Origin of the sequence: Burkholderia gladioli (assembly GCF_000959725.1) — a bacterium.
GTDB lineage: Bacteria > Pseudomonadota > Gammaproteobacteria > Burkholderiales > Burkholderiaceae > Burkholderia > Burkholderia gladioli.
In genome coordinates this window covers 985,456-1,008,117 of record NZ_CP009323.1, presented here as the reverse complement: position 1 = coordinate 1,008,117, position 22,662 = coordinate 985,456, and the positions used below count along the sequence as shown (strand labels likewise).

19 protein-coding genes are annotated in these 22,662 nt (G+C 68.4%); 14 read left to right on the top strand and 5 right to left on the bottom strand.

All coding sequences use genetic code 11. The annotated features are described in order from the left end of the window. The first annotated feature begins 113 nt into the window (after positions 1–113). From nudB to BM43_RS21360, 7 genes are all read left to right on the top strand, one after another. Positions 114–590, top strand: a complete 477-nt coding sequence (gene nudB / locus BM43_RS21390; RefSeq protein WP_013699353.1) for a dihydroneopterin triphosphate diphosphatase — start codon at positions 114–116, stop codon at positions 588–590. Beyond that, entirely contained in the window at positions 587–1,861 is a 1,275-nt protein-coding gene (gene clsB, locus BM43_RS21385; RefSeq protein ID WP_036049233.1) for a cardiolipin synthase ClsB, read from the top strand. The genes nudB and clsB overlap by 4 nt, the downstream gene beginning before the upstream one ends. A gap of 260 nt (positions 1,862–2,121) precedes the next feature. Then, positions 2,122–2,721, top strand: a complete 600-nt coding sequence (locus BM43_RS21380) for a TetR/AcrR family transcriptional regulator (RefSeq protein ID WP_013699351.1) — start codon at positions 2,122–2,124, stop codon at positions 2,719–2,721. A 57-nt stretch (positions 2,722–2,778) separates the two neighbouring features. After that, on the top strand, positions 2,779–4,566 hold the full coding sequence (locus BM43_RS21375) for an acyl-CoA dehydrogenase C-terminal domain-containing protein (protein WP_036049235.1): 1,788 nt from the start codon (positions 2,779–2,781) through the stop codon (positions 4,564–4,566). 105 nt (positions 4,567–4,671) lie between these two features. Continuing rightward, positions 4,672–7,107 carry a 3-hydroxyacyl-CoA dehydrogenase/enoyl-CoA hydratase family protein gene (locus tag BM43_RS21370; RefSeq protein WP_036049237.1) on the top strand — a complete coding sequence of 812 codons (2,436 nt, stop codon included), beginning with the start codon at positions 4,672–4,674 and terminating at the stop codon, positions 7,105–7,107. 73 nt (positions 7,108–7,180) lie between these two features. Then, entirely contained in the window at positions 7,181–8,380 is a 1,200-nt protein-coding gene (locus BM43_RS21365; RefSeq protein WP_036049238.1) for an acetyl-CoA C-acyltransferase, read from the top strand. An 89-nt stretch (positions 8,381–8,469) separates the two neighbouring features. Further along, positions 8,470–9,237 carry an enoyl-CoA hydratase gene (locus tag BM43_RS21360; protein WP_036049239.1) on the top strand — a complete coding sequence of 256 codons (768 nt, stop codon included), beginning with the start codon at positions 8,470–8,472 and terminating at the stop codon, positions 9,235–9,237. Between the two features lie 78 nt (positions 9,238–9,315). On the opposite strand, the gene fdhD is transcribed toward BM43_RS21360, so the two are convergent. Further along, a complete protein-coding gene (fdhD, locus tag BM43_RS21355) occupies positions 9,316–10,146 on the bottom strand; it encodes a formate dehydrogenase accessory sulfurtransferase FdhD (protein ID WP_036049240.1) in 831 nt (276 codons plus the stop codon). 119 nt (positions 10,147–10,265) lie between these two features. On the opposite strand from fdhD, the gene BM43_RS21350 reads away from it, so the two are divergent. Beyond that, positions 10,266–10,787: a nitrate reductase associated protein gene (locus tag BM43_RS21350; protein WP_036036116.1), complete on the top strand. Its 522-nt coding sequence runs from the start codon at positions 10,266–10,268 to the stop codon at positions 10,785–10,787. Positions 10,788–10,829: 42 nt separating this feature from the next. Here BM43_RS21350 and BM43_RS21345 read toward each other — a convergent pair whose 3' ends face one another. Further along, positions 10,830–11,228, bottom strand: coding sequence for an acyl-CoA thioesterase (locus BM43_RS21345; protein WP_036049241.1), 399 nt, complete (start codon positions 11,226–11,228; stop codon positions 10,830–10,832). Positions 11,229–11,402: 174 nt separating this feature from the next. Between BM43_RS21345 and BM43_RS21340 the strand changes: the two genes are divergently transcribed. After that, positions 11,403–13,304, top strand: coding sequence for an ABCB family ABC transporter ATP-binding protein/permease (locus BM43_RS21340; protein ID WP_013699343.1), 1,902 nt, complete (start codon positions 11,403–11,405; stop codon positions 13,302–13,304). An 85-nt stretch (positions 13,305–13,389) separates the two neighbouring features. Here BM43_RS21340 and murU read toward each other — a convergent pair whose 3' ends face one another. Both murU and BM43_RS21330 read right to left on the bottom strand, forming a co-directional pair. Continuing rightward, positions 13,390–14,127 (bottom strand): N-acetylmuramate alpha-1-phosphate uridylyltransferase MurU, encoded by a 738-nt coding sequence (gene murU, locus BM43_RS21335; protein ID WP_036049242.1) that lies wholly within the window; start codon positions 14,125–14,127, stop codon positions 13,390–13,392. A gap of 83 nt (positions 14,128–14,210) precedes the next feature. After that, positions 14,211–15,272 (bottom strand): aminoglycoside phosphotransferase family protein, encoded by a 1,062-nt coding sequence (locus BM43_RS21330; protein WP_042284480.1) that lies wholly within the window; start codon positions 15,270–15,272, stop codon positions 14,211–14,213. A gap of 232 nt (positions 15,273–15,504) precedes the next feature. Here BM43_RS21330 and BM43_RS21325 point away from each other — a divergent pair, with 232 nt between their 5' ends. The 5 genes from BM43_RS21325 to gloA all read left to right on the top strand — a co-directional run bounded on the left by BM43_RS21325 (position 15,505) and on the right by gloA (position 21,670). Further along, a complete protein-coding gene (locus BM43_RS21325; protein WP_036053000.1) occupies positions 15,505–17,865 on the top strand; it encodes an LPS-assembly protein LptD in 2,361 nt (786 codons plus the stop codon). Between the two features lie 55 nt (positions 17,866–17,920). Continuing rightward, positions 17,921–19,276 carry a peptidylprolyl isomerase gene (locus tag BM43_RS21320; protein WP_036049244.1) on the top strand — a complete coding sequence of 452 codons (1,356 nt, stop codon included), beginning with the start codon at positions 17,921–17,923 and terminating at the stop codon, positions 19,274–19,276. Between the two features lie 11 nt (positions 19,277–19,287). Beyond that, the gene (gene pdxA / locus BM43_RS21315) at positions 19,288–20,289 is read left to right on the top strand and encodes a 4-hydroxythreonine-4-phosphate dehydrogenase PdxA (protein WP_036049245.1); all 1,002 of its coding nucleotides are present in this window, start codon (positions 19,288–19,290) and stop codon (positions 20,287–20,289) included. A gap of 36 nt (positions 20,290–20,325) precedes the next feature. Beyond that, positions 20,326–21,153 carry a 16S rRNA (adenine(1518)-N(6)/adenine(1519)-N(6))-dimethyltransferase RsmA gene (gene rsmA, locus BM43_RS21310; RefSeq protein ID WP_017921056.1) on the top strand — a complete coding sequence of 276 codons (828 nt, stop codon included), beginning with the start codon at positions 20,326–20,328 and terminating at the stop codon, positions 21,151–21,153. Between the two features lie 124 nt (positions 21,154–21,277). After that, on the top strand, positions 21,278–21,670 hold the full coding sequence (gloA, locus tag BM43_RS21305) for a lactoylglutathione lyase (RefSeq protein ID WP_013699336.1): 393 nt from the start codon (positions 21,278–21,280) through the stop codon (positions 21,668–21,670). Between the two features lie 119 nt (positions 21,671–21,789). Here gloA and BM43_RS21300 read toward each other — a convergent pair whose 3' ends face one another. Beyond that, positions 21,790–22,635: a M48 family metallopeptidase gene (locus BM43_RS21300; RefSeq protein ID WP_013699335.1), complete on the bottom strand. Its 846-nt coding sequence runs from the start codon at positions 22,633–22,635 to the stop codon at positions 21,790–21,792. Between the last annotated feature and the right edge of the window lie 27 nt (positions 22,636–22,662).

The following is a 22,662-nucleotide window of genomic DNA, read 5'->3' as shown; positions in this document are numbered from 1 at the left end:
TTGCCGCGGGCCCCGTCCCGACACGCGCCGGCCTTCGTTTTGCGGTACAGTCTGCCGGTTCCGAAGCTGCCGGCCGGCAGGCTCGCCGAGCCCCGGCCGCCGAACCGCAAGACATGACGAAGCCACCGAAAATCCCCGAATCCGTCCTGGTCGTGATCCACACCGCCGCGCTCGACGTGCTGATCATCAAGCGCGCCGACCTGCCGGGTTTCTGGCAGTCCGTGACCGGCGCCAAGGACTGGCTCGACGAGCCGCTGGCCGCTACCGCCGTGCGCGAGGTGGGCGAGGAAACGGGCATCGTGGTGGGCGGCGAGGGCGTGCCGCCGGGCGCGCTCCACGACTGGCGCCACCAGATCGAATACAGCATCTACCCGCAATACCGGCATCGCTACGCGCCGGGCGTCACGCGCAACACCGAGCATTGGTTCAGCCTCGAGGTGCCGGCCGGCATCGCCGTGACACTCTCGCCGCGCGAGCATACCGATTACGTCTGGCTGCCCTATCGCGAGGCCGCCGCGCGCTGCTATTCGCCCTCCAACAGCGAGGCGATCCTGCAACTGCCGGCGCGCCTGGCGGCACGCGGGACATGAGCGCGGGCGGCCGGCTGCGCCTGACCCAGCTGCGGGACCTGTTCCTGCAGGAACGCGGGTCCTCGTCGCGGCTGGCGTTTTCCTCGGGCAATACCGTCACGCTCTGCGACGGCGGTGCCGAATTCTTCCCGGCCCTGGTGCGCCGCATCGACAGCGCCTCGCAATCGGTGCTGCTGGAAACCTACATCTTCTGCGACGACCCTGCCGGCCGCCTGGTCTCGGATGCGCTGCTGCGCGCCGCCGCCCGCGGCGTGCACGTGCGCGTGATCACCGACGGCATCGGCACGGCGCGCCTGCCGCTGTTCGAGACCTGGGGCGAGGCCGGCATCGAGCACCGCATCTACAACCGCTACCTGTTCGGCCGCTTCGGCTTCTCGCGCACGCATCGCAAGCTGGCCTGCGTCGACGATTCCCACGCGTTCTGCGGCGGCATCAACATCGTGGACGACTACGACCAGAACGGCGAGACGCTGCCGTATCCGCGCTGGGACTTCGCCGTCGAGCTGGCCGGCCCGGCGGTGGCCGACATCCGCGCCGCCTTAGAGGTGCAGTGGTACCGCGTGCGTACCGGCCACAAGCGCTATGCGCAATACGCGCCGCCGGTGGCGACCAGCGAGGCCTTCGCGGCGCGCTTCCGGCGCTGGATGCGCAGCCATCGCTGGATCAAGGCCGGCGCGCTGCGCAACATCAGCGAGCCGAGCGTGGCCTTCGTGGCGCGCGACAATGTGCTGAACCGCCGCGCGATCGAGAAGGCCTACCTTGCCGCGATCGGTCGCGCGCGCCAGGCGGTGGTGCTGGCCAATCCGTATTTCATGCCGGGTCGCAAGCTGCGCCGGGCGCTGACCAATGCGGCAAGACGCGGCATCGAGGTGAGGGTACTGATCGGTCGAAAGGAATTCGTGGCACTCGATACCGCCGTGCCATTCCTTTATCATGCCCTGCTGAGGGCGGGGGTCCGCGTCGCCGAGTACGATCGCACCATCTTGCACGGCAAGGTGGCGGTGGTCGACGACAACTGGGCGACGGTCGGCTCGTCCAACCTCGACGCGCTGAGCCTGATGCTCAACAACGAGGCGAACGTGGTGCTGGTCAAGCACGACGCCGAGATCCAGGCGCTGCGCGAGGCGATCGACGCGGCCTTCGCCGATGGCCGGGAGATCGATCCGGCCCGTTTCGCGGCCCGCCCGCCGATGGAGCGCCTGCTGAATTGGCTGGCCTACACGGTCTACCGCGGCGCGATGAAGCTGCTGACGGTGGGCGGCTACGACTGACGGCCGGCCGCACGCGCGATCATGACAGGCCGATGAAAGGCCGCCGACGGGCCCGTTCGTTGCGCGAACGCAGGCTACCCGGCCGGCATCCAAGGGGGCGGACAAGCCCTGCTTCCGGTTCCGCCCGAACCTGACAACAATAGCGGGGCGGTTAGACACCGGTATCTAATAATTTCCTTGTTCGAACGACGGCCGCACTCAATAATAGTACGGCCGTTCGATTTTCTGGATTACCCGTGAACGGTTTAGACATCAAGCTTATGCGAAAAGGCGAACAGACGCGTGCCGCGATACTCGAAGCAGCTTTGGACCTTGCCAGCCGGGACGGGCTGGAAGGTCTGACGATCGGCCTCTTGGCCGAGCGCATGCAGATGAGCAAGAGCGGCGTGTTCGCGCATTTCGGTTCGCGCGAGGACTTGCAGGTGGAGGTGGTTCGCGAGTATCACCGGCGCTTCGAGAGCGAGGTGTTCTTTCCGAGCCTGCGCGAGCCGCGCGGCCTGCCGCGCCTGCGTGCGATGCTGGCTCGCTGGATCGAGAAGCGCATCCAGGAAGTGACCACCGGATGCATCTACATCAGCGGCGCCGTCGAGTACGACGACCGGCCGGACAGCCCGGTGCGCGAGCAGTTGATCGCGAGCGTGACGGCCTGGCGCGCGGCGCTGCTGCGCGCGATTTCGCAGGCGAAGGACGAAGGCCATCTGCGCCCGGATACCGATCCGGACGTGATGCTCTTTGAGTTGTACAGCTTCACGCTCGGTCTGCACCATGACGCCCGTTTCCTGCATCTGCCGGATGGCGTGCGTCTGACGTGGGCCGCGCTGGAAAAGACGATCGTTTCGTATCAGAGCGAGAGCCGGTAGCGGTGCCCTGACGCCCGCGCGAGGCTCGAGCCAAGTGCCCTATCTTTGGAGAGAGTCATGGGACAGTACGTTGCCCCGCTGCGCGACATGCAATTCGTGCTGCATGAGTTGCTGAATGTCGAAGCCGAACTGAAGCAGATGCCGAAACACGCGGACCTCGATGCCGACACCATCAACCAGGTGCTCGAGGAAGCCGGCAAGTTCTGCGCCGAGGTGCTGTTCCCGCTCAACCAGGTGGGCGACCGCGAAGGCTGCAAATACGAGGGCGACGGCGTCGTCAAGACGCCGACCGGCTTCAAGGAAGCCTACCGGCAGTACATCGATGCCGGCTGGCCGGCGCTGGGCTGCGATCCCGACTACGGTGGCCAGGGGCTGCCCGCCTTCGTGAACAACGCGCTCTACGAGATGATGAACTCGGCGAACCAGGCCTGGACCATGTATCCCGGCCTCTCGCACGGCGCCTACGAATGCCTGCACGCGCACGGCGCCCCCGAACTCCAGCAGCAATACCTGCCGAAACTCGTATCGGGCGAATGGACCGGCACCATGTGCCTGACCGAGCCGCATTGCGGCACCGACCTCGGCATCCTGCGCACCAAGGCCGAGCCGATCACCGGCGGCGCCTATTCCATCAGCGGCACCAAGATCTTCATCTCCAGCGGCGAACACGACATGGCGAAGAACATCGTCCATCTCGTGCTGGCGCGCCTGCCGGATGCGCCGCAAGGCACCAAGGGCATCTCGCTGTTCATCGTGCCGAAGTTCATCCCCGACGCCTCGGGCGAACCGGGCGAGCGCAACGGCATCAAGTGCGGCTCGATCGAGCACAAGATGGGCATCCACGGCAACGCCACCTGCGTGATGAACCTCGACAACGCCACCGGCTGGCTGGTCGGCGAGCCGAACAAGGGCCTCAACGCCATGTTCGTGATGATGAACGCGGCGCGCCTCGGGGTCGGCATGCAGGGCCTGGGGCTGACCGAGGTCGCCTACCAGAACTCGCTGACCTACGCGAAGGAGCGCCTGCAGATGCGCTCGCTGACGGGCCCGAAGGCGCCGGAAAAGCCGGCCGACCCGATCATCGTGCACCCGGACGTGCGCCGCATGCTGCTCACGCAGAAGGCCTACGCCGAAGGTGCGCGCGCCTTCACCTACTGGTCGGCGCTGCAGATCGACAAGGAGCTCTCGCACGGCGACGAATCGGTGCGCAAGGAATCGGCCGACCTGGTCGCCCTGCTCACGCCGATCATCAAGGCCTTCCTAACCGACAACGCCTTCGAGTGCACCAACCACGCGATGCAGATCTACGGCGGCCACGGCTTCATCTCCGAGTGGGGCATGGAGCAATACGTGCGCGACGCGCGGATCAACATGATCTACGAAGGCACCAACTCGATCCAGTCGCTCGACCTGCTGGGCCGCAAAGTGCTCGGCGACATGGGCGCCAAGCTCAAGAAGTTCGGCGCGCTCGTCACCGAATTCGTCGAGGCCGAGGGCGTGAAGCCTGAGATGGCCGAGTTCGTCAATCCGCTGGCCGACATCGGCGAGAAGCTGCAGAAGCTGACGATGGAAATCGGCATGAAGGCGATGCAGAACCCGGACGAGGTGGGCGCCGCCGCCGTGCCTTACCTGCGCACCGCCGGCCATCTGGTGTTCGCCTACTTCTGGGCGCGCATGGCGCGCCTGGCGCTCGACAAGGAAAGCTCGGGCGATCCGTTCTACAAGTCGAAGCTGGCCACCGCGCGCTTCTACTTCGCGCGCCTGCTGCCGGAAACGGCGGCCACCATCCGCGCCGCGCGCGCCGGCTCGAAGACGCTGATGGAAGTCGACGAAGCGCTGTTCTGACGCGAGGCCCGGGCCGGCGGCCCGGGCGCCCCAGCACACTCACACGCCGCGCGTTCCGAAGCCCGCCTGCCGGGCGCGACGCGCGGTTCTTTCCGGAGGAGTCCCGTGAGCAATTTCATCATTCGCAAGGTCGCCGTGCTCGGCGCCGGCGTGATGGGCGCGCAGATCGCCGCGCATCTCGTCAACGCGCGCGTCCCGGTGCTGCTGTTCGATCTGCCGGCCAAGGAAGGCCCCAAGAACGGCATCGCGCTGAAGGCCATCGAGAATCTCAAGAAGCTGTCGCCAGCGCCGTTCGGCGTGAAGGACGACGCGAAGTACCTGGAGCCCGCGAATTACGAGGACGACCTCGCCAAGCTCGCCGAATGCGACCTGGTGATCGAGGCGATCGCCGAGCGCATGGACTGGAAGCACGACCTCTACAAGAAGGTCGCGCCGCACATCGGGCCGAAGGCGATCTTCGCCTCGAACACCTCGGGCCTGTCGATCACGGCGCTCTCGGACGGCTTCTCCGACGAGCTGAAGGCGCGCTTCAGCGGCGTGCACTTCTTCAATCCCCCGCGCTACATGCACCTCGTCGAGCTGATCCCGACCGCCCACACGCGGCCCGAGATCCTCGACCAGCTCGAGACCTTCCTGACCAGCGTGGTCGGCAAGGGCGTGGTGCGCGCCAAGGACACCCCGAACTTCATCGCCAACCGCGTCGGCATCTTCTCGATCCTCGCGGTGATCACCGAGGCCGCCAAGTTCGGCCTGCGCTTCGACGAAGTGGACGACTTGACCGGCGTGCGGCTGGGCCGCGCCAAGTCGGCGACCTTCCGCACCGCCGACGTGGTGGGCCTCGACACCATGGCCCACGTGATCAAGACGATGCAGGACAACCTCGCCGACGATCCGTTCTTCCCCGTCTATGAAACCCCGCCCGTGCTCGCCGAGCTGGTGAAGCAGGGCGCGCTCGGCCAGAAGACCGGCGCCGGCTTCTACAAGAAGGAAGGCAAGGCGATCAAGGTGCTCGATCCGAAGTCGGGCAGCTACGTCGACGGCGGCGCGAAGGCCGACGAGACCGTGGCGCGCATCCTCAAGCGCCCGCCCGCCGAGCGCCTCAAGCTGCTGCGCGAGACCTCGCATCCGCACGCGCAGTTCCTGTGGTCGGTGTTCCGCGACGTGTTCCACTACATCGGCTTCCACCTCGAGTCGATCGCCGACAACGCGCGCGACGTTGATCTGGCGATCCGCTGGGGCTTCGGCTGGAACGAAGGCCCGTTCGAGGGCTGGCAGGCCGCCGGCTGGAAGCAGGTGGCCGAGTGGGTGCAGGAGGACATCGCGGCGGGCAAGGCGCTCGCCAAGGTGCCGCTGCCCGCCTGGGTGCTGGAAGGCACGGTCGCCGAGAAGGGCGGTGTGCACACGGCCGAAGGTTCGTGGTCGCCGTCGGCGGGCAAGTACGTGCCGCGTTCCTCGCTGCCCGTCTACGAGCGACAGGTGTTCCGCGCGCCGCTGCTCGGCGAGGCCGGCCGCGATCCGCTTTCCTGGGGCAAGACGCTGTTCGAGACCGATTCGGTGCGTGCCTGGGTGGACGAGCGCGCGGGCGAGGACGACGTGGTGATCGTCTCGTTCAAGTCGAAGATGAACACCATCGGCCCGGGCGTGATCGACGGCCTGGCGCAGGCCATCGAACTGGCCGAGAAGGACTACAAGGGCGTGGTGATCTGGCAGCCGACCTCGCTCAAGCTCGGCACGCCGGGCGGCCCGTTCTCGGCCGGCGCGAACCTCGAGGAAGCCATGCCCGCCTTCATGATGGGCGGCGCCAAGGGCATCGAGCCGTTCGTCAAGAAGTTCCAGGAAGGCATGCTGCGCGTGAAGTACGCCAACGTGCCGGTGGTGGCGGCCGTCTCGGGCATCGCCCTGGGCGGCGGCTGCGAGCTGATGCTGCATAGCGCCAAGCGCGTGGTGCACGTCGAGAGCTACGTCGGCCTGGTGGAAGTGGGCGTGGGCCTGGTGCCGGCCGGCGGCGGCCTCAAGGAAGCGGCGCTGCGCGCGGCGGAAGCCGCCACGGCGGCTGGCGCGACCACCGAGATCCTCAAGTTCGTCACCAAGTCCTTCGAGAACGCTGCGATGGCCAAGGTATCCGCCTCGGCGCACGATGCGCGCGCGATGGGCTACGTGAAGCCCTCGGACACCATCGTGTTCAACGTCTTCGAACTGCTCGACGTGGCCAAGAAGGAAGCGCGGGCGCTGGCCGATACCGGCTACCGCGCGCCGCTCAAGGCCAAGGAAATCCCGGTGGCGGGCCGCTCGGCGATCTCGACCATCAAGGCGCAGCTGGTCAACATGCGCGACGGCCGCTTCATCAGCGAGCACGACTACCGCATCGCCAGCCGCATCGCGGAAGCGGTCTGCGGCGGCGACGTCGAGGCGGGCAGCACGGTCGACGAGGAATGGCTGCTCGCACTGGAGCGCCGCGCCTTCGTCGAGCTACTCGGCACGCAGAAGACGCAGGAGCGGATCATGGGCATGTTGCAGACCGGCAAGCCGGTGCGCAACTGAGCGGATCGCGAACAACCTTGCATGAGGCCGGCACGGGCGCGAGCGCGCCGCCGCCGGCCGACAGGAGCCACAAATGAGCAAACAGTTGCAAGACGCATACATCGTCGCCGCCAGCCGCACGCCGATCGGCAAGGCGCCGCGCGGCGCGTTCAAGAACACCCGGCCGGACGAGCTGCTGGTCCACGCGATCAAGTCGGCGGTCTCGCAGGTGCCGGGCCTCGACACCAAGCTGATCGAGGACGCCATCGTCGGCTGCGCGATCCCCGAGGCCGAGCAGGGCCTCAACGTGGCGCGCATGGGCGCGCTGCTGGCGGGCCTGCCGAACACGGTCGGCGGCGTCACGGTCAACCGCTTCTGCGCCTCCGGCATCACCGCGCTGGCGATGGCGGCGGACCGCATCCGCGTGGGCGAGTCGGACGCGCTGATCGCCGGCGGCTGCGAATCGATGAGCATGGTGCCGATGATGGGCAACAAGCCCTCGCTGTCGCCGCATATCTTCGACCGCAACGAGGACGTCGGCATCGCCTACGGCATGGGCCTGACCGCCGAGCGCGTGGCCGAGCAGTGGAAGGTGAGCCGCGAGGACCAGGACGCGTTCTCGGTGGAATCGCACCGCAAGGCCTTCGCCGCGCAGGAAGCCGGCGAATTCAACGACGAGATCTCGCCCTACACGATCACCGAGCGTTTCCCGAACCTGGCCACCGGCGAGGTCGAGATCCGCACGCGCGAGCTCAAGCTCGACGAAGGCCCGCGCGCCGACACTTCGCCCGAAGGCCTGGCCAAGCTGCGCACGGTGTTCGCCAACAAGGGCTCGGTGACGGCCGGCAACAGCTCGCAGACCTCGGACGGCGCCGGCGCGCTGATCGTGGTCTCGGAGAAGGTGCTCAAGCAGTTCAACCTCACGCCGCTGGCGCGCTTCGTGAGCTTCGCGGTGCGTGGCGTGCCGCCCGAGATCATGGGCATCGGCCCGAAGGAGGCGATCCCCGCCGCGCTGAAGGCCGCCGGCCTCAAGCAGGACGATCTCGACTGGATCGAGCTGAACGAGGCCTTCGCGGCGCAGTCGCTGGCCGTGATCCGCGATCTCGGCCTCGATCCCTCGAAGGTCAACCCGATGGGCGGCGCGATCGCGCTGGGCCACCCGCTGGGCGCGACCGGCGCGATCCGCGCGGCCACCGTGGTGCACGCGCTGCGTCGCCGCAACCTGAAGTACGGGATGGTCACGATGTGCGTCGGCACCGGGATGGGCGCCGCCGGCATCATCGAACGGCTGTAAGCGGGTCACGCACCCGATGACGGCGGTGCGCGGGCAGCTCGCTCGCGCACCGCTTTTTTTATCGAGCCAGAAGTTGAGGAGACGGTGAGATGGATATCCAGACCGACGTCGCGAACGGCGTCCTGACGATCACGATCGCGCGCCCCGCCAAGAAGAACGCGATCACCGCGGCGATGTACCAGGCGATGGCCGACGCGCTCGCCTCGGCCCAGGAGGACAGCGCCGTGCGCGCGATCCTGATTCGCGGCAGCGAGGGCAATTTCAGCGCTGGCAACGACCTGGAAGACTTCATGAAGGTCCCGCCGAACACGCCCGATGCGCCGGTGTTCCAGTTCCTGAACCGCATCAGCACGGCGGCCAAGCCGATCGTCGCGGCGGTGCCGGGCATCGCGGTGGGCGTGGGCGTGACCATGCTGCTGCATTGCGACCTGGTCTACGCGGCCGACACGGCCAAGCTGTCGCTGCCGTTCACCCAGCTCGGGCTGTGCCCCGAGGCGGCTTCGAGCCTCTTGCTGGCGCGCCTGACGGGCCACCAGGTCGCGGCCGAGAAGCTGATGCTCGGCGAGGCCTTCGACGCGCTGGAGGCGCATCGGATCGGCATCGTCAACCGCGTGCTGCCGGCCGCCGAACTCGACGCCTTCGCGCTCGCCCAGGCGCAGAAGCTGGCCGCCCTGCCGGCATCGTCGCTGCGTGTGACCAAGGCGCTGATGAAGCGCACCGGCAGCAATATCGAGGTGGCCGCGCGCATGGAGGAGGAGGCGAGGCATTTCGGCGAGATGTTGCGCGCGCCGGAAGCGCGCGAGGCGATCAGCGCCTTCTTCGAGAAGCGCAAGCCGGACTTTCGTCAGTTCGACTGAACAAGGCTGCGGCCGGGCCTTCAGGCCCGGTGGTCGTGCCTGCTCGGCGTCGCGCGCGGCCGCTTGATCGCGCGACGCTCAGGCCGTGCCGTAATCGACGTAGCCCGATTCGCGGCAGAAGCTGACCAGGCGCAGGCCCGCTTCCTTCGCGATCGCGATCGCCAGCGAGGAGGGCGCCGAGATCGTCGCTACCAGCGGAATGCCGACCCGGGCCGCCTTGCGCACCAGTTCGTAGCTCGCGCGGCTCGACAGGAACACGAAGCCGTCGGTCAGGTCGGCTCGCTTGAGCACCAGCTCGCCGATCAGCTTGTCCAATGCGTTGTGGCGGCCGACATCCTCGAACGCGGCCTGGATCGCGCCGCTGGCGTCGCACCAGGCCGCGGCGTGCAGGCCGCCGGTGAGCCGCGTCAGCGCCTGGTGAGCGGGCAGCGCGCGCGCCGCCTGGGCCAGCGCATCGGGCGCGAGCCGTTCGAGGAAACCGGTGACGGGCACCCGCTCGGGCGCCAGGTCGAGCAGGTCGATGCTCTCGATCCCGCATACGCCGCAGCCGGTGCGCCCGGCCAGCGCGCGGCGCCGGTCCTTGAGGGCGGCGAAGGCCTGCTGCACCACCTCGAGATGCACTTCCGCGTGCGGGATCGCTGCCTCGGTATGCAGCACCACCTCGATGTCCTTGATATCGGCACCGCGCGTGACGATCCCTTCCGAAATCGCGAAACCGACCGCGAACGCCTCCAGGTCGCGCGGCGTGCACATCATCACCGCGTGCGAGATGCCGTTGAACACCAGCGCGACCGGCCATTCCTGGCCGACCTGGTCGGCGGTGGCGGAGATCTCGCCGCCGCGATGGCGCGAGATCGCGACTTCGACGCTGCCGCTCGGTTCGTGGGTATCGATGGGGGAGGAATTCAAGGCGGGCTCCTGCGGGTTCGGCGGGGCCGGCGAGCGGGCTCGCGCGGACGGGTTCTACAATACCGGATCGCGGCGATTTTCGCCGGCCCCCGCCACCGCTCACGAGCTCCAGACGCGCCATGTCCCTCAGCGACGCTCCCTTGCTGTTCGCCTTCGAAATCGATTCGTCGGAGGATTTCACCTACATCCCGATGATCGTGCGCTTCCACCTGGATCGTGGCGGGCTGCGGATCTCGCTCGATCAATGGCAGTTGCTGCCGATCGAGGATCGCAAGCTGCTGGCGCGCTTTCCGGCCGACGTCCCGGTCGATCCGGACATGGCTGCCGACAGGGAAAGTCCCGAGCCGTCGCCGGGCGAGGTGGGCTTCAGCCAGGCCCTGGCCGAGATGCTGCGCACACATGGTTGCGGCGAGGCCGAGGTCTTCGCGCCCGAGCCGGCGCCCGCCTGGCAGTCGCTCGGGGCGCCGCCGGCCGCGCTCGCGGCGCAGTGCGCGTTGGCCGCGCTGCCGGTGCCGTCGCCCGCGCAATGGGCGGCGCTCGGCGGTTTCGAGCGATACGTGCTGGCCAAGCTGTCGCGCAAGCCCAAGCTCAATCACGACTTCGTGCCGGCGATGCGCGAATTCGGGCTGGCCGGCGCCTGAGCGCCGCGGCCGGGGCGGGAGGGTCCCGGCGACCCCGCGGCTTCAGGCGACGGGCGGCAGGGCGCGCGGACGGCGCTCCGAATCGGTGGCGACATAGGTCAGCGTCGCCTCGGTCACCTTGACCACCTCGCCGGCCAGGCCCATGCGCTGCGCATAGACCTCGACGCCGATCGTGATCGAGGTATTGCCGGTCTTGACGATGTTTGCGTAGAAGCTGACCAGATCGCCGACGAACACCGGCTGCTTGAACAGGAAGGAATTGACGGCGATGGTGGCGACCCGCCCGTTGGCGCGCCGGCTGGCCGGGATCGAGCCGGCGATGTCGACCTGGGACATGATCCAGCCGCCGAACACGTCGCCGTGCACGTTCGCATCGGACGGTTGCGGGACCACGCGCAGCGCGGGCTGCAGTTGCGGGAGTTGCGGCGACGAATCGGTCATGGCTGGGGTTCCACTGGCTGGGGCGCTCGCCTGGCGGGCGCCCGATGACGGACCGGGGCGCCGCGCCCGGTGGACAGCGGCGCGAACCGGCTTCTGCGACAATGCAGGATTCTGAAATTGTACGAGAAAGTGCGTGCCCGGCGTCGAGCCGACGGCATGCGCATCGTCCCCCCAATGCGCCGCTTCCCTGCTTCCCCCGAGCCCGCGCCGGCCGCCTCCGGGCCCCGCAACGACTGGCAGACGATCCGTTCGCTGCTGCCCTACCTGAGCACCTACAAGGGCCGCGTGCTGCTCGCGCTGTCCTGCCTGATCGGCGCTAAGCTGGCCAACCTGGGCGTGCCGATCGTGATGAAGCGGATCGTCGACGGGCTTTCCTCCGTGCAGCACCTGCAGGCGCTGGGTCGCGCCGAGCAGTCGGCGCCGCTGGTGCTGGCGGGCGGGCTGGGCTTGCTGGTGGTGGCCTATGCGCTGGTGCGGCTGTCCACCTCGCTGTTCACCGAGCTGCGCGAGATGCTGTTCGCCAAGGTCACCGAGAGCGCGGTGCGCCAGCTCGCGCTGCAGGTGTTCCGGCATCTGCACGGGCTGTCGCTGCGCTTCCACCTCGAGCGGCAGACCGGCGGCATGTCGCGCGATATCGAGCGCGGCACGCGCGGCATCCAGCAACTGATCTCCTACTCGCTCTACAGCATCCTGCCGACCCTGATCGAGGTCGGGCTGGTGCTGGGCTTCTTCGTGGTCAAGTACGACGCCTGGTACGCGGTGATCACGCTCGGCGCGCTGGCCGCCTACGTGGTGTTCACCATCAAGGTCACCGAGTGGCGCACGCATTTCCGGCGCACCATGAACGAGCTCGACTCGCGCGCCAATTCGCGCGCGATCGATTCGCTGATCAACTACGAGACGGTCAAGTACTTCGGCAACGAGGACTGGGAGGCGCGCCGCTACGACGAGAACCTGCAGCGCTACCGGCAGGCCGCGATCCGCTCGCAGCGCTCGCTGTCGCTGCTCAATTTCGGACAGCAGACCATCATCGGCGTGGGCCTGGTGCTGATCCTCTGGCGTGCCACCCAGGGCGTGCTGGCGGGGCGGCTCACGCTCGGCGACCTGGTGCTGATCAACACCTTCATGCTGCAGCTCTACATCCCGCTGAACTTCCTGGGCATCGTCTATCGCGAGCTCAAGCAGAGCCTGACCGACATGGACCGCATGTTCGTGCTGCTGTCGGCGCCGCAGGAGGTGGCCGATGCGCCCGGCGCGCCGGCGCTGGCGGTGCGCGGCGCGCAGGTGCGCTTCGAGCACGTGGATTTCTCCTACGAGCCGGCGCGGCAGATCCTGCACGACGTGAGCTTCACGATCGAGGCGGGCACCACCACGGCGGTGGTCGGCCACAGCGGTTCGGGCAAGTCGACGCTCTCGCGCCTGCTGTTCCGCTTCTACGATCTCGACCGCGACGGTGGCGGCGCGATCCTGATCGACGGCCAGGACCTGCGCGACGTGAGCCAGGATTCGCTGCGCGCGGCGATCGGCATCGTGCCGCAGGACACCGTGCTGTTCAACGACTCGATCCACTACAACATCGCCTACGGCCGTCCCAGCGCCACCCGCGAGGAAGTGATCGCGGCCGCGCGCGCGGCCCATATCCACGCCTTCGTCGAGAGCCTGCCGATGGGTTACGACACCACCGTCGGCGAGCGCGGGCTGAAGCTGTCGGGCGGCGAGAAGCAGCGTGTCGCGATCGCGCGGACCATCCTGAAGAATCCGCCGATCCTGGTGTTCGACGAGGCCACCTCGGCGCTCGATTCGCGCTCGGAGCGGGCGATCCAACAGGAGCTGGAGCAGATCGCCCGGCATCGCACCACGCTGGTGATCGCGCATCGACTGTCCACCGTCGTGCATGCGGCGCAGATCATCGTGATGGATCGCGGGCGGATCGTCGAACGCGGCACGCACCAGGAGCTGGTGCGCGCGGGCGGTCACTATGCGCAGATGTGGGCGCTGCAACAGCAGCAGCGCGAGGCGGCCGAGGTGGCGCCCGACGCGGGGCAATCCTTGCCGCCGGCGATCGGCCACGCCTGACGCGGCTTGGTGGCAGCATCCGCGTTCGCGCGGGGCGCCGGCCAACTGCCGGCCGCCGGGCCGGGTCGCCCGCCGCCGCCAAATCCTACTGGCGGCCGCGCAGCCTGGCGTCGAGCGCGCCGAGTTGGGCCGGCGTGCCGACGTTCTCCCAGATGCCCTCGTACAGCTCGCCGCTGGCGAGCCCCGCCGCGATCGTGTCGCGGTAGTAGGGCGTCAGCGCGCGGCGCGTGCCGCGCGGCAGGTCGGCGAACATGCGCAGGTCGTACAGGCCGATATTGCCGAAGGTGAAGCGCGCCGCCGCGCCGTCGAGCGCGAGCCGCCCGTCGTCTTCCAGCGCGAAATCGCCGGCGGGATGGAAGGGCGGGTTCGGCACCATCACCAGGTGCATGCCGGGTGTCGCTTGCGCGGCCATCGCGGCGGCGCGCTCGCGCAGCGAGGCGTAGTCGAATTCGCAGAACACGTCGCCGCTGACCGCCACGAACACCGGCGAGCGGGCGCCGCCGTGGTCCTCCTCGCCGGCCAGCAGCGGCAGCGCCTGGGCGATGCCGCCGGCCGTCTCCAGCGCCTCGCCCTCGGGCGAGTAGCGCAACTGCACGCCCCAGCGCGAGCCGTCGCCGAGCGCGGCCTCGATCTGCTCGCCCAGCCAGGCATGGTTGATCACGATGCGCTCGAAGCCGGCCGCCGCCAGCCTTTCGATCTGCCAGACGATCAGCGGCTTGCCGCCGACCTCGAGCAGGGGTTTGGGCCGCAGGTCGGTGAGCGGGCGCATCCGTTCGCCGCGTCCGGCGGCAAAGATCATCGCGGTATCGAGCACGGCGGTCATGTCGGGCAAGGGCGGATAAGGTCGGGTAACGACGGGTAGGGCGAGGTAAGGCTTGTCGGGCGCGGCGGCAGGCGATTCCGCATTCAGAACGTGTAGCCGACCTCGACGGACGACTGTCCCTCGAGCTCGTCGAGCAGGTTCGCGAACGGCGCGAGCGGCCGGTAGCGCTGCGCCACCTTGCGCGCGTAGGCGAGGAAGCGCGGCAGGTCGTCGAGGTAACGCGGCTTGCCGTCCCGGTAGTGGATGCGCGGGAACAGCCCGAGCACCTTGATATGGCGCTGCAGGCCGGTCCATTCGAGCTGGCGGTAGAACTCGCCGAAATCGGCGTCGACCGGCAGGCCGGCCTTCCTGGCCTGCTCCCAGTAATAGGCGAAGCAGTCGAGCTCGAACTCCTCGTCCCAGCTGATGAAGGCATCGCGCAGCAGCGAGACGACATCGTAGGCTAGCGGCCCCCAGACCGCGTCCTGGAAGTCCAGCACGCCGGGATTCGGCTCGCAGATCATCAGGTTGCGTGGCATGAAGTCACGCAGCATATAGCCATGGGGCTGCGACAACGAGTTCGCCACCAGCAGGGCGAAGGTTCGGTCGAGCACGCCGCGCTGGCGCTCGTCGAGCGTCCTGCCCAGGTGGCGGCCGACGTACCACTCGGGCATCAGCTCCATCTCGCGGCGCAGGAAAGCCTCGTCGAAGACGGGCAGCACGCCTTCGCGCGAGCTGAGCTGCCAGCGCACCAGCGCATCGATGGCGGCTCGCAGCAAGGGCTTCGCGGCGGCGGTATCGGCCGGGGCGAGCGCGCCGATGTAGGTGGCGGTGCCGAGGTCGGAAACCAGCATGAAGCCCGCTTCCAGGTCGACTTCGAGCACCCGCGGCGCATGCAGGCCGGCGGCCGCGAGCAGCCCGGCGATCTGCACGAACTCGCGGCATTTCTCGGGCGGCGGCGCATCCACCGCGATCGCCGTGCCGCCGGGTTCGGTGCCGCTCGCGAGCCGGAAATAGCGCCGGAAGCTGGCGTCGGCCGAGGCCGGGGCGAGCGTGTCGAGCGCCAGCGCGTGGCGGTCCGCGTGCGTCGCCAGCCAGGCGCGCAGTTGATCGAGGCGGCTGTCGGCGGCGGGAGCGGGAGACTGGGCGGGGGAAGGGGGCGTCATCGAAACGGAAACTCGGGGGAGGGGGGAACGTCTTGCCATATAATACCCCACGACTTTTTTGACGCGTCCCGTGTCAATCCCCGCCGGTCGCGGGTTCGCAGCGCGCCTGCGGCCCCTCGTTGCCCCCGCCGATCGCCTTGGCTCGTGTGCGCCCCGTCGCCGTCACGGCTTGATCGCGTGGTCCGCGATGCGCGAACGCCGGGGCCTGACGGGGCCGATTCGCCCGATATCGATGCCGCCTAAACTGATTTTCCCGCTCGTATCCCGCGAGCCCGCGATGCGCAAGCGACGCCTCGCGGTCGCCCTGCTCGCCGTCCCCGGCTTCGTGCCCGCGGTCGCCCAGGCGCAGCTCGCGGGCGCGGCCGCGGATCCGCAGCCGCTCGGAGCGTCGCCGTGGGACCTGCGTCTGGCGCCCCAGCTCGAGGAGCATCCGCTGCGTCCCGGCTCGAAGCCGGCCGGTTTCGTGCTGGCCGACCACACCAGCGGCACCACCGATCAGGACCTGGCCGCCAAGGGCTCGGCGGAGTTGCGACGCGGCACCACCGTCGTCAAGGCCGATGCGCTGCACTACGATCAGGACACCGACATGGCCGATGCCTATGGCAAGGTCACGGTGTCGGGCAACGGCTCGACCTTCTACGGCCCGGAAGCGCACCTGAAGGTCGAGGCGAACCAGGGCACGATGGCCACGCCGAAGTACCGCTTCACGGCCACCGGCGGCTCGGGCAGCGCGCAACAGGCGGAGCTGCTCGACAGCGAGCGCTCGGTGATGACCGATGCGACCTACTCGGCCTGCCAGTGCGCGAACCCGGCCTGGTACATCAAGGGCAGCCGCTTCGAATTCGACACCGGCGCGGACGAGGGCGTGGCGCGCAACGGCACGCTGTTTTTCCAGGGCGTGCCGATCTTCGCGAGCCCCTGGCTGACCTTCCCGCTGTCGGGCGAGCGGCGCAGCGGCTTCCTGCCGCCGACCTTCTCGCTGAGTTCGACCAATGGTTTCGAACTGGCGGTGCCGTACTACTTCAACATCGCGCCGAACCGCGACCTGACGCTGACGCCGGAGCTCATCTCCAAGCGCGGCGTGTTCACGCGGGCCGAGTATCGCTACCTGTCGCCGACCTACTCGGGCGGCATCACTGGCGAGTTCCTGCCGGACGACCGGGTCGCGCATCGCAATCGCTACGCGCTCTACATCCAGCATCAGCAGAGCTTCGGCAACGGTTTCGGCGGCTACGTTTACTACAACAAGGTGTCGGACCAAGCCTACCCGGGCGATCTCGGGTCGACCAACCAGTTCGCCAACGGCACCCAGACGCTGTACCAGCAGGAAGCCGGCCTGACCTACAACAACGGTCCCTGGTCGATCCTCACGCGCTACCAGCACTGGCAGACGCTGCAGCCGTCGATCGCGCCTTACGGACGCGAGCCGCAGTTGAACGTGAAGTACGCGAAGTACAACGTCGGCGGCTTCGACTTCGGCGCCGAGGCCGACTACACGCGTTTCAAGATCACCACGGCGGACCAGCCCGAAGGCGATCGCGTGATGTTCAACCCGTACGTCTCGTACGGCGTCTACGGTCCCGGCTACTTCATCGTGCCGAAGGCGCAGCTGCACCTCGCCTCGTACGACCTGACCAACACCACGGGCGGTGTCCCGGGCCAGCCGAAGCGCTTCACCTACTCGATCCCGACGCTGTCGCTCGACACCGGGCTGGTGTTCGACCGCTCGGTGCGCCTGTTCGGGCAGGACTTCATCCAGACGCTGGAGCCGAGGCTCTACTACGTCTACACGCCGTACCGCAACCAGCTCGACGCGCCGCTGTTCGACACGGCCGAATCGGATTTCGGGCTGGCCGAGATCTTCACCACCAACACCTTCGTCGGCAACGACCGGATCTCGGACGAGAACCGCCTGACCGCGGCGCTCACCACGCGTTTCCTGGACGCCGCCACCGGCGACGAGCGCGCGCGCTTCGTGATCGCGCAGCAGTACTACTTCACCGACCAGCGCGTCACGCTCGACCCGACCCAGGCGCCGACCCAGGCGCGGCACTCGGACCTGATCGTCGGCGCCTCGCTCAAGCTCGGCGCCGGCTTCGCGTCGGAGACGGCCTTCCAGTACAACGCCGACAACAACCAGCTGGTGAAGTCGAGCATCGGCTTCGGCTACAGCCCAGGCGAGCGGCGCGTGCTCAACGTCGCCTATCGCTACACGCGGGCCAACGCCTCGACCCTGGTCAACGAGCCGATCAACCAGATCCTGGTTTCCGGCCAGTGGCCGCTGACCCAGCACCTCTACGCGGTCGGCCGCTTCAACTACGATCTGGCCGGCAAGCGCGTGGTCGACGGTCTACTCGGCTTCCAGTACGATGCCGACTGCTGGGCAGTGGGCGTGGGCGTGCAGCGCACCGCCAACGGCGTGAACCTTTCCGGTCAGCAGAGCTCGGCCACGCGCTTCATGGCGCAGCTGACCCTGAAGGGACTGTCGAACATCGACAATGGCCTGGTGGCCGCCTTCAAGGGCGGTGTCCCCGGCTACACGCCGCTGCCGCCGGCCCCGCCGCCGCAGGCCCGATTCAGCAACTATGACTAACTTTCGCCCTGACGCGGCGCCGGCCCAGCCAGCTTTCAATGGAGTCTTTGTGGCAATGAAGAAATCCCTTCGCTTCGCAGCAATCGTGTCGGGCCTCGCGGCCGTCATGTCGCTGCTGTCCGTCACGCCGGCGGCCGCGCAGGCGCTCGGTTCGAGCGGCGCGACGCTGGCCGACGAGGTCGTGGCGGTCGTCAACAACGGCGTGATCACGGCACGCGAGCTCGACCAGCGGGTCGGCCTGATCTCGCGCCGGCTGCAGCAGCAGAAGGTGCCGGTGCCGCCGCCCGACGAGCTGCGCTCGCAGGTGCTCAACCAGATGGTGGTCGAGCGGATCCAGCTGCAGAAGGCCAAGGACGACGGGATCGAGGTCAGCGACGCCACCGTGCAGAGCACGCTGCAGCGCCTGGCCGCCGCCAACGGCATGACGGTCGACCAGTACCGCGCCCAGCTCGAGGCGCTCGGCGTGCCCTGGAGCACCTTCTCCGGCGACGCGCGCAACGAGCTGATCCTCTCGCGCCTGCGCGAGAAGGAAGTCGACAGCAAGATCACCGTGACCGACGCCGAGGTGGCCAGCTACATCGCCAGCCAGCGCGGCCCGAATTCGGGTTCGCAGCAGGACGTGCGGCTCGAGCACATCTTCGTGGCCGCGCCGCAGAACGCGCCGCAGGACCAGATCGACACCGCGCAGAAGAAGGCCGACGGCCTGCTCAAGCAGGCGCTGGCTTCCGGCGCCGACTTCGAGAAGCTCGCCAGGAATTCCTCCGAGGCGAAGGACGCCAAGACCGGCGGCGATCTCGGCTTCAAGGCGCCCGGCTCGCTGCCGGCCGACGTGGTGCAGGCGGTTTCGCAACTGCGCCCCGGCCAGGTCAGCCCGAACCTGATCCGCGTGCCGGACGGCTTCGAGATCGTGCGCCTGGTCGACCGCCGCCCGGCCTCGGGTACCGTGGGTGCCTCGCCCAAGATCGTGCAGACCCACGTGCGCCACATCCTGTTGCGCGTGGGCGAGGGCAAGTCCGAATCGCAGGCGCGCCAGCAACTGATCGACATCCGCAACCAGATCGAGGCGGGCGGCGATTTCGCCAACTTCGCGCGCACCTATTCGCAGGACGGCTCGGCCTCGCAGGGCGGCGATCTCGGCTGGATCAGCCCGGGCGAGACGGTGCCGGAATTCGAGCGCGCCATGAGCCAGCTGCAGGACGGCCAGATCAGCCAGCCGGTGCGCACCGAATACGGCTACCACCTGATCCAGGTGCTGGGCCGCCGCGACGCGGAAGGCTCGGTGCAGAAGCAGATGGACATCGCACGCCAGGCGATCGGCCAGCGCAAGGCCGAGCAGGCCTATGCCGACTGGCTGCGCGAGCTGCGCGATTCGTCCTACGTGCAGATCAAGATCGGCCAGCCGCAACCCTGAGCCCCGCCGTCATGCGAGCCGCCCAGCCCCTGCGCATCGCGATCACGACCGGCGAGCCGGCCGGGGTCGGCCCGGAGCTGAGCGCGCGCGCGCTGGCCCAGGCGGCCGATCGCTGGCCTGACGCGCGCTTCGAGGTGTTGTGCGACGCGGCGCTGTTCGCCGAGCGCGCGGCGGCGGTCGGCGTGGATGCCGAGCGGCTCGGCGCCGATGGCCGCGTGAAACTCGCGCATCGGCCGCTCGCGGTGCCTGCGCAAGCGGGCCGGCTCGATGCCGGCAACGGTCTTTACGTGCTGGGCCTGCTCGATGCGGCGATCGACGGCGCGCTGGCGGGCGACTACGACGCGATCGTCACCGCGCCGCTGCAGAAGAGCACCATCAACGACGCCGGCGTGCCCTTCACCGGCCATACCGAATACCTGGCCGAGCGCACCGCCACGCCGCGCGTGGTGATGATGCTGGCGGGCACCGGAGAGCGGCCCTTGCGCGTCGCGCTGGCCACCACGCACCTGCCGCTCAGGGACGTTTCCGCCGCGCTCTCGATCGAGGGGCTGGTCGAGACGCTGAGCATCATCGACGGCGACCTGCGCCGCCATTTCGGCCTCGCCGCGCCGCGCATCCTGGTCACCGGGCTCAATCCGCACGCGGGCGAGAACGGCTACCTGGGCCGCGAGGAAATCGACGTGATCTCGCCGGCGCTGGCGCGCGCGCAGCAGGCCGGCATCGACGCGCGCGGCCCCTATCCGGCCGACACGCTGTTCCAGCCGCGTTATCTCGAGCAGGCCGACTGCGTGCTCGCGATGTTCCATGACCAGGGCCTGCCGGTCCTCAAGTACGCCACCTTCGGCGAGGGCATCAATGTCACGCTCGGCCTGCCGATCGTGCGCACCTCGGTCGACCATGGCACGGCGCTCGACCTGGCCGGTTCCGGCCGCGCCGATTGCGGCAGCATGATCGCGGCGCTCGATACCGCCGTCGCGATGGCGCGCCACCGCCTCCAGGCACGCGCGGACTGAATTCCCGGTCCGCCTTTTTTCGTTTTTCCGGATTCGATGTCGAACAGCAGACAGCACCAGGGACACTTCGCGCGCAAGCGCTTCGGGCAGAATTTTCTCGTCGATCTCGGCGTGATCGATTCGATCGTCAATGCGATTCGCCCCGAGCGCGGCGAGCGCATGGTCGAGATCGGGCCGGGCCTCGGCGCGTTGACGGGCCCCGTGATCGAGCGCCTGGCCACGCCGGAATCGCCGCTGCACGCGGTCGAGCTCGACCGCGACCTGATCGGCCGCCTCAAGCAGCGCTTCGGCGAGCGGCTCGAACTGCACGCGGGCGACGCGCTCGCCTTCGACTTCGGCTCGCTGGCGCTGCCCGGCGACAAGCCCTCGCTGCGCATCATCGGCAACCTGCCCTACAACATCTCCAGCCCGCTGCTGTTCCACCTGATGGACTTCGCCGAGCGCGTGGTCGACCAGCACTTCATGCTGCAGAACGAGGTGGTCGAGCGGATGGTGGCCGAGCCGGGCAGCAAGGCCTTCAGCCGCCTGTCGGTGATGCTGCAGTACCGCTACGTGATGGACAAGCTGATCGACGTGCCGCCCGAATCGTTCCAGCCGCCGCCGAAGGTCGATTCGGCGATCGTGCGGATGATTCCCTACGCGCCGCACGAGCTGGCCGCGGTCGATGTCGCGGTGCTCGGCGAGGTGGTCACGGCCGCCTTCTCGCAGCGCCGCAAGATGCTGCGCAACACGCTCGGCGCCTATCGCGACGCGATCGATTTCGATGCGCTCGGCTTCGACCTGGCGCGCCGCGCCGAGGATGTCGGGGTCGACGAATACGTGGGCCTGGCCCAGGCGGTATCGGCCGCGCGCCCGGCCGGCTGAGGCTTGCTGGCGGCGGGCGCGGCCGAAGGGCGCCTGTAAGCCGTTCGATTTGCGCCCGGCGAAAATTCTCCGCGTCTGGTAAATTCGGCCGTTCCCAGAAGACTGTTCCCCACGGAGTCCCCCCATGCGAATGCTGCACACGATGCTGCGCGTCGGCGATCTCGACCGCTCGATCCAGTTCTACACCGAGCTGCTCGGGATGAAGCTGCTGCGCCGCGACGACTACCCGGAAGGCAAGTTCACGCTCGCCTTCGTCGGTTACGAGGAAGAAAGCGCGGGCACGGTGATCGAGCTGACCCACAACTGGGATACGCCGTCCTACGAACTCGGCAACGGTTTCGGCCACCTCGCGATCGAGGTCGACGATGCCTACGCGGCCTGCGACCGGATCAAGGCCCAGGGCGGCAAGGTCACGCGCGAGGCCGGCCCGATGAAGCACGGCACCACCGTGATCGCCTTCGTCGAGGATCCGGACGGCTACAAGATCGAGTTCATCCAGCGCAAGACGCAGCACTGAACCATCGGGCGGGCGCCTCGCGCCCGCTGCCGCCGGCCTTGAAAGGCCATGAAAAAACGGCGTTCCGCTTCATGCGGAGCGCCGTTTTGCATGGCAGCCGGAAAACGAGCGGGGCGCGTTCAGAGCGCCGGCAGCAGCTCGGGCGGATGATGCTTGAGCGTGTGCCGCGCCTCGCGGAATTCGGGAAAGATCGATTCGACGGTCTGCCAGAACGCGGGGCTGTGGTTCATCTCGCGCAGGTGCGCGAGCTCGTGCGCGACCACGTAGTCGACGATCGACATCGGGAAGTGCACCAGGCGCCAGTTCAGGCGGATCTTGCCGTCGCTGGAGCAACTACCCCAGCGCGTCGAGGCCGAGGACAGCGCGTAGGCACGGTAGCTCACGCCGAGCTTCTGTGCATAAACCGGCAGGCGCTCGCCGAAGATACGCTTGGCCTCGCCCTGCAGCCAGCCCTGCACGCGATCCTTGATCTGCTGGGCGTCGGCATGCGCGGGCAGGCCCAGCGCCAGCACGGCGCGCTCGGCGTCATAGGCCAGCGTGCCGTCGGCCGAGGCGATGGTGATCGCCACCGGCTTGCCGAGATAGGGAATCTGCGCGCCGTCCTTCCAGTCGATCTGCGGCAGCGCGCGCTGCTCGATGCGGGTTTGCCACTCGGCCAGCTTGGCGAAGATCCAGCGCCGCTTCTCGGCGATCGCCGCCTCGATGTCGGTGAGCGTGACCCAGCGCGGCGCCGTGATCGACAGGCCGCTGCCGTCGATCGCGAAGCCGATGGTGCGCCGCGCCGAGCGCTTGAGCCGGTATTCGAGCACGCGCCCGTCCAGCGTCAGCTTTCGCAGCGAGCGGTCGCGCTCGGGCGAGGGTGAAGCGGGAGGCGCGGGCGCGAGCGGTCCGTCGAACAGCGGCAGATCGAGCTGGTGGTGATCGAGTGCGACGACGGCGGGCCGTGGCCTGGGACGCTTGGGCATCAGATCGCTTCGTTGGGCGTTGCGCAA

Excerpts from the sequence above, each read along its gene's own strand:
- BM43_RS21340 (WP_013699343.1), top strand. The coding sequence starts at position 11,403 with ATGCGCCGCTTCCCTGCTTCCCCCGAGCCCGCGCCGGCCGCCTCCGGG.
- BM43_RS21345 (WP_036049241.1), bottom strand. The coding sequence starts at position 11,228 with ATGACCGATTCGTCGCCGCAACTCCCGCAACTGCAGCCCGCGCTGCGC.
- rsmA (WP_017921056.1), top strand. The coding sequence starts at position 20,326 with ATGTCGAACAGCAGACAGCACCAGGGACACTTCGCGCGCAAGCGCTTC.
- BM43_RS21330 (WP_042284480.1), bottom strand. The coding sequence starts at position 15,272 with ATGACGCCCCCTTCCCCCGCCCAGTCTCCCGCTCCCGCCGCCGACAGC.
- BM43_RS21375 (WP_036049235.1), top strand. The coding sequence starts at position 2,779 with ATGGGACAGTACGTTGCCCCGCTGCGCGACATGCAATTCGTGCTGCAT.
- pdxA (WP_036049245.1), top strand. The coding sequence starts at position 19,288 with ATGCGAGCCGCCCAGCCCCTGCGCATCGCGATCACGACCGGCGAGCCG.
- clsB (WP_036049233.1), top strand. The coding sequence starts at position 587 with ATGAGCGCGGGCGGCCGGCTGCGCCTGACCCAGCTGCGGGACCTGTTC.
- BM43_RS21365 (WP_036049238.1), top strand. The coding sequence starts at position 7,181 with ATGAGCAAACAGTTGCAAGACGCATACATCGTCGCCGCCAGCCGCACG.
- BM43_RS21350 (WP_036036116.1), top strand. The coding sequence starts at position 10,266 with ATGTCCCTCAGCGACGCTCCCTTGCTGTTCGCCTTCGAAATCGATTCG.
- murU (WP_036049242.1), bottom strand. The coding sequence starts at position 14,127 with ATGACCGCCGTGCTCGATACCGCGATGATCTTTGCCGCCGGACGCGGC.
- BM43_RS21325 (WP_036053000.1), top strand. The coding sequence starts at position 15,505 with ATGCCGCCTAAACTGATTTTCCCGCTCGTATCCCGCGAGCCCGCGATG.
- BM43_RS21300 (WP_013699335.1), bottom strand. The coding sequence starts at position 22,635 with ATGCCCAAGCGTCCCAGGCCACGGCCCGCCGTCGTCGCACTCGATCAC.
- BM43_RS21360 (WP_036049239.1), top strand. The coding sequence starts at position 8,470 with ATGGATATCCAGACCGACGTCGCGAACGGCGTCCTGACGATCACGATC.
- BM43_RS21320 (WP_036049244.1), top strand. The coding sequence starts at position 17,921 with ATGAAGAAATCCCTTCGCTTCGCAGCAATCGTGTCGGGCCTCGCGGCC.
- nudB (WP_013699353.1), top strand. The coding sequence starts at position 114 with ATGACGAAGCCACCGAAAATCCCCGAATCCGTCCTGGTCGTGATCCAC.
- gloA (WP_013699336.1), top strand. The coding sequence starts at position 21,278 with ATGCGAATGCTGCACACGATGCTGCGCGTCGGCGATCTCGACCGCTCG.
- BM43_RS21380 (WP_013699351.1), top strand. The coding sequence starts at position 2,122 with ATGCGAAAAGGCGAACAGACGCGTGCCGCGATACTCGAAGCAGCTTTG.